Source organism: Pseudomonas sp. GXM4, assembly GCF_008923895.1.
Taxonomy (GTDB): Bacteria; Pseudomonadota; Gammaproteobacteria; order Pseudomonadales; family Pseudomonadaceae; genus Aquipseudomonas; species Aquipseudomonas atacamensis.
In genome coordinates, this window is record NZ_WBRZ01000351.1 from 1 (window position 1) to 4,732 (window position 4,732).

At 63.0% G+C, this 4,732-nt stretch carries 3 protein-coding genes; all 3 read right to left on the bottom strand.

Features of this window, described 5'->3' with window-relative positions:
• Positions 1-323 precede the first annotated feature (323 nt).
• Positions 324-686: a DUF6124 family protein gene (locus tag F8N49_RS25640; RefSeq protein ID WP_122748090.1), complete on the bottom strand. Its 363-nt coding sequence runs from the start codon at positions 684-686 to the stop codon at positions 324-326.
• Positions 687-1,206: 520 nt separating this feature from the next.
• Entirely contained in the window at positions 1,207-2,877 is a 1,671-nt protein-coding gene (locus tag F8N49_RS25645) for a ShlB/FhaC/HecB family hemolysin secretion/activation protein (protein ID WP_151553096.1), read from the bottom strand.
• 134 nt (positions 2,878-3,011) lie between these two features.
• Positions 3,012-4,592, bottom strand: coding sequence for a collagen-like triple helix repeat-containing protein (locus tag F8N49_RS25650; protein WP_151553098.1), 1,581 nt, complete (start codon positions 4,590-4,592; stop codon positions 3,012-3,014).
• Positions 4,593-4,732 lie beyond the last annotated feature (140 nt).

Here is a 4,732-nt window from a genome sequence, read left to right on the forward strand (position 1 = left end):
ACTGAACGCACCCGATCAAACTGTGGGAGCTGGCTTGCCAGCGAAGGCGGCCTGACAGCCGACCTGTTTCTCACTGAACGCACCCGATCAAACTGTGGGAGCTGGCTTGCCAGCGAAGGCGGCCTGATAGCCGACCTGTTTCTCGCTGATGTACTCGATTCAAACTGTGGGAGCGAGCCTGCTCGCGATAGCGCCCTGCCAGCCAACCAATTTCTTCCTGATGTACATCAATCCTGTGGGAGCTGGCTTGCCAGCGATGGCGGCCAGTCAGCCAACAACGCTCTGCCTGTCTCACCACCTTCGCAACCAACATCCTGCTCTTGTCACTCCGGCACAAGCCTGTCCAGTACGCGGTTGACCGCCAGTTCGCCCAGCATGATCACCTGTTGTATCCCCAGCAGGGAGCTGCGCTGCGGTCCATCGATAAATCCGGCGAGGTCGCTGGCCATGATGCTTGCCGAGGCCAGTGATTCGCAGGCATGGACCAACAGGGTTTCGTTTTCCGCAGCCGGATCGACGATGAACAGGGTGCTGGGTTTGCGCGGTGCGGCAGGGTCTTTGATGAGGCGGGGGTTGAGGTAGTAATCGATGGCGCGGTCGGCGGCTTCCTTGAGTTTTTGCGCTTCGACGAGCGGGTCGGCGAAGGTTGGATCGGCAAGAGGTGGATCGGGCGTTATCTTTTTCACGGGCTCAGTCTCCTGATGGAGTAGGGCCGCAACCCGTTCGCGACTAAACGAAAGGGAGGCAGCTGCACGCAGGTTAGTCGACCGATGAGCCACGAAATCGGCGCGCCCGTAGGCGCCCTGCGCACAGCCACCATCAAGTGCAGGTATGCAATACCTGGCTGACAGGAACCTGTGCGTCGTGGACAAGCGGGCGACTAAACCCGACCACTGATGAGCAGTGGCAGGCAAACGATAGAACCCGCGCCCCAGGCGCACAAGCCGGCGGATTCTGGCGTAGCCGTAGGCAAAGGCGCAAGGATTTGTGGGCTGTTGCGAGGTAACGGGGCGTGTGTTTAAACGGCTGGTTTAAGCGCTGCGATAAATAGTTTGAATAGCCGAACGCTTTCGCGAGCAGGCTTGCTCCCACAGGGGCGGCGGTTGTTCTGAGGAACCGTGGATACCGCCGAATCTGTGGGAGCGAGCCTGCTCGCGAAGGCGGTGCGTCAGTCAAAAAAATCCTGACTGACACACCGCTCGGCCATCACAACTGGTAACTGAAACTGATGCTGTACCGCGGCTTGCGGTTCAACGTGTCCAGCGCTTCATCGGACATGGCCTTCGCCACTTCCAGGGCGACGTTGTAGTACTTGGCATCGCCGAACCTCAGCCCGACGGCTGTCGATGACAGGTTGTTGGCCTGCACCGGCAGTTGGTTGAACCAGCTGCGCGAGCGGTCGACGACGACGTAGGGTTGCAGGATGCGCACCCAGTTGCCGTCGCGGTTGAAGCTGTAGTTGACCTCGTAGGCCACGCCCCAACCCTTGTCGCCCGAGGCCTGGTCGTCGGGGTAGCCACGGCCGAAATTCTGCCCGCCGAATACGGCGCGTTCGCTGTCGGGCAAGGTGTCGTCGCTCCAGTACAGCGCCGCCGAGAGCACGCCTTGCCAGTTGTCGAGGAACTTGTCGCTCTGCACGCCGGACAGCCTGACGCGGAAGAAATCCAGGTCGATGTCGTCGTAGTTGGTGTGTGCGCCGAGGCTGTCGAAGCCCTGGTAGACGCCGGCACTGAGGATGCGCAGTTGGCGGGCGTCGGCCTTGCGCCAGTCGCCTTCGAAAGCCAGGGCGCGGACGTCGGTGCGCAGTTCGGTGCTGAAGGGAAAGTTGATGCCGTCATAGCGCGTCTTGTCGTCGACCGCATACAGGCGCGAGCCGGCGGTCAGCAGTTCGTTGGCGGAGGCGATCAGGGGCGTGCTGAAACCGATCGAGTAGCGATCGTTCTCGCGGTGGGTACTCAGGCGTCCGCCACCGCCGACCAGCACTTCGGTGTCCGGGTCGGCGCGGTAACGCGAGGCCGAGACGTTGAGTTGCGTGCCCTCGGTATCGAGGAACTGGCTGTAGTCGAGACGGTAGTAATGCTCTTTGTCGTCACCCGGCGGGAACAGGCCGCTGAGGCTCAACTGTTCGCCCATCGAAGTCTGCGAATTGCTGCTGACACCGAGCAACGCCTGCGGGCCGTTACGGTTGTCTTCGGTGGTGCTCAGGGTGCTGGTGAACGGTTTGCGACTGGCCTGGGCAATCAGGGTGGTCGCGCCATCGGTGGTGCCCGGCGGTGGCACTTGCGCTTGAATCGTCACGCCGGGAATGCGGCTCATCAGCGTGGTGTAGCGCTCGAAGGTCTTGCGCGTCAGCGGGCGTTCGGCCTGGATTTTCGCGGCGAGTTTGTCGAGCAGACTTTTGACCCGGCCGATGTCGCCCTGCATCTGGATATCGCGCACGTAGCCCTCGACCAGCACCACCCGCGCCACGCCGTCATCGAAGTTCTGTTGCGGCAGGAACGCGTAGGACAACAGGTAGCCGTCCTGCTGATAACGACGGGTGATGTTGCGCGTGGCTTCGATCAGTTCGGCAAGGCTGGCCTGACGGCCGATCAGGGGCTTGTAAATTTCCGCGAGTTCGTTGAGCGGGTAGATCGTGCCGCCTTCGATCTGCACGGTCTTGAGGTTGACCTTGGTTTCCATCAGCAATGGCTGTGCGGCGGTCGCACCCGGGTCCGGCACTTGCAGCGGCGCTGCGCTCGGCCGATAGGCGTCGGCGGGCAGGTTGGGTACGGGGAGGTTGCGGATGGTTTCGTTGCTGTTGAGAAAGCTGGGCAAGGTGTCGGCGAGGGCAGCGGAACTGAGGCTCAGGCACAGCAGGGATGCCAGTACGCGCATAGGACACTCCATGGTCAGAACACAGCACAGGGCAGATTTTTCCTTAGAAAAAAGGCGGAAGACTCGTGGGAATCTTCCGCCCTCAACCAAGCGTAGGCGCTGTAGGTAAGGCCGTCGAATCGGCCAGGTGCAATTTAGCGTTGAGTGCCGCTCAACGCGCCGGTCAGGCCACCGAGTACCCCGCCCAGACCACCGGTTGCCGTGCCGCCGCCAGTGGCAGTGCCGCTGTTGACCAGACCACCGACCGCTGCCACGGTGCCGCCGACGTTGGTAACCAGACCGCCGACAGCAGTGGTGACCGGATTGTTGGTGGCGGCAATCGCTCCGCCGAGATTACCGACGGCGGCGCCCACCTGATTTGTAAGACCAGCGACCGGAGTGCCGAGACCGGTAGCGGCGCCGACCTGTTGAGTGACAGTGGTGACCGCGCTGGTGACCGGATTGAGGCCCGCACCGACTGCGGCGCCGACACTCGCCAGCGGCGACGTGGTTGCAGTGATCGGTGTGCCCGAGCCGCCAAGTACGGTGTTGATCGACGCAATCGTGTTGCCCAGCCCGCCAGCGGTGACGCCGCCAGCACTGACCACGCCGCTGGTGCTGCCGGCATTCAGACCGCTGCCGACGTTGACCACCGCGCCACCCACGGTTTGCAGCAGACCGGTGCCGCCCAGCCCGCCACCGATGCCACCGATGCCGCCAGTACCCGAGCCAGTGCCATTGGACACCAGGCCGCCCGCTTTGCCGACCGCCGTGCCGGTGTTGCTCAGGGCGCCGCCGAGGGTGTTGGTCAGGGCATTGCCGCTGCCTGCGTCGGTGACTTTGCCGCCAAGGCTGTTCACCGTGCCGCCCACTTTCGAGATCACCCCTTTGAGCGGATCACCCAGACCGGTGGCATCGCCGAGCTTGTCGGTGGTGCTTTCGACCATGGCGATCACCGGCACCAGGCCGCTGCCGACCTTGTTGGTCAACTGGCTGGTCGGGCCGCTGGTCAGTGAGGTGTTGAGGGTGTCGCCAAGCATGGTGACTTTTTCACCGATGCCATCGACCAGCGGCGCCACCCGGGTGACTACACCGCCAACGACGGGAACGCTGCGGGTCGCGGTGTTCAGTTTGACGCTGAGGTCCGACACGCCGTCGCCAACATCGGAAACCACGCCGCCAACCGAGGCCACGGTGGTGGTCAGGCCATTGGGGTCAGTGGCCAGTTTACCGATGCCATCAGTGACGCCATCGCCCAAGGTGCTGACCACGTTGCCGGTGGTGTTGGCCACGCTTTGCACGATGCCGCCAGCGACCGGAACAGTGCTCAGCGAATCGCCGATCTGGCCGACGCCATCGCCGACACCGCTGACGGTTTTGCCGACATCCTGAACAAGTGTTGTGGTCACCAGCGAAGGTGCAGCGGGATTGGTCGGGTTGGTGGGATCGGTCGGGTCTGTCGGATTGGTTGGATTGGTCGGATCGGTGCCACCGCCGGTACCGCCAGTGCCACCGGTTCCGCCGCCAGTGCCGCCGGTGCCACCAGTGCCGGCAGTATCGCCGCCGGTTCCGCCGCCCGCGCCACCGCTGCCATCGGTGCCCGCCGTGCCGTCCGCCGTCGAGCTGCCCGAACTGCTGCGATGACCGCCACCGCCGCTGCTGCAGCCGACGAGGCCGACCGAAAGAATCAGTGCCAGCGCGATTGCCGATTTGGACCACATCACTTGAGTTTTCATGATTGAGATTCCTGCACCTGTCACAACGTTACGTTGCCTTCGATGGCTCGCCGATCTGTCGTCGGCGATGCCTCGTCCGTGGCTGTAATCTCAGTCGATGGCAGGTTTGTCACCATTCTCAAGTTGGTATTAACCCCTTT